The 1307-nt window shown below is 62.8% G+C and carries 1 pseudogene; it reads right to left on the reverse strand.

Features of this window, described 5'->3' with window-relative positions:
* Positions 1-1307 (reverse strand): annotated as a pseudogene (locus AB4Y87_RS25865) (pyruvate dehydrogenase (acetyl-transferring), homodimeric type); the annotation flags it as partial.

Below are 1307 nucleotides of genomic sequence, written 5' to 3' on the forward strand. Positions count from 1 at the left end.
TCTCACGGAAGGCCTTGAGGTCTTCCATGGTCAGCTTCTTCATCTGGTGGGTGGCGTTGCGGCCTTCGAAGTGCGGGCCCAGGCCGTAGCCCTTGACGGTTTTGGCCAGGATCACGGTGGGTTTGCCCTTGAACTCSACCGCTGCCTTGTACGCGGCGTAGACCTTGCGGTAATCGTGCCCGCCGCGTTTGAGGCCCCAGATCTGCTCATCGGTCAGGTCCGCGACCATGTCCTTGGTCTGCGGGGACTTGCCGAAGAAGTGATCCCTCACGAACCCGCCGGACTCGGCCTTGTAGGTCTGGTAGTCACCATCGGGGGTTTCGTTCATGATTTTCACCAACGCCCCATCGGTGTCGTTCTCCAGCAGGGTGTCCCATTCCCGGCCCCAGACGACCTTGATCACGTTCCAGCCCGCGCCGCGGAAGAACGCCTCCAGTTCCTGCATGATCTTGCCGTTGCCCCGGACGGGCCCGTCCAGGCGCTGGAGGTTGCAGTTGATCACGAAGTTCAGGTTGTCCAGGTTCTCGTTCGCCGCCAGCTGCAGCAACCCGCGGGACTCGGGCTCGTCCATTTCCCCGTCACCGAGGAACGCCCAGACCTGCTGGTCGGAGGTGTCCTTGAGGCCGCGGTTGTGCAGATACCGGTTGGACTGGGCCTGGTAGATCGCGTTCATCGGCCCGATGCCCATCGACACGGTCGGGAATTCCCAGAAGTCCGGCATCAACCTTGGGTGCGGGTAGGAGGATAGGGCATGGCCCTGCTTGGACTTTTCCTGACGGAACCCGTCCAAATCCTCCTCCGAGAGCCGGCCTTCCATGAACGCCCGGGCGTACATGCCCGGGGACGCGTGGCCCTGGAAGAACACCTGGTCCCCGCCGGAGGGGTGGTCCTTGCCGCGGAAGAAATGATTGAACCCGACCTCGTACAGGGTCGCCGCGCCGGCATAGGTGGAAATATGCCCGCCCACCCCGATATCGGCCCGCTGCGCACGATGGACCATGACCGCGGCGTTCCAACGCATGTACGCACGGTAACGGCGCTCGAACTCCTCGTTCCCCGGGAACTCTGCTTCCTGGTCCACCGGGATCGTGTTCACATAATCAGTGGTCGTCACCATCGGCACACCCACCGACCGGGCACCGGCACGCTGCAACAACGAACGCATAATGTACTGGGCACGCTCCGTGCCCTGCTCCGCGATCAACGCATCAAGGGACTCAATCCACTCCGCGGTCTCTTCCGGATCACGATCAGGCAGCTGGGCAGTCAACCCGCTGAGGATGTGTGAGGTCTCTTCTCCTGCAGCC

The organism is Paenarthrobacter sp. RAF54_2 (assembly GCF_052113945.1).
Lineage (GTDB): Bacteria > Actinomycetota > Actinomycetes > Actinomycetales > Micrococcaceae > Arthrobacter.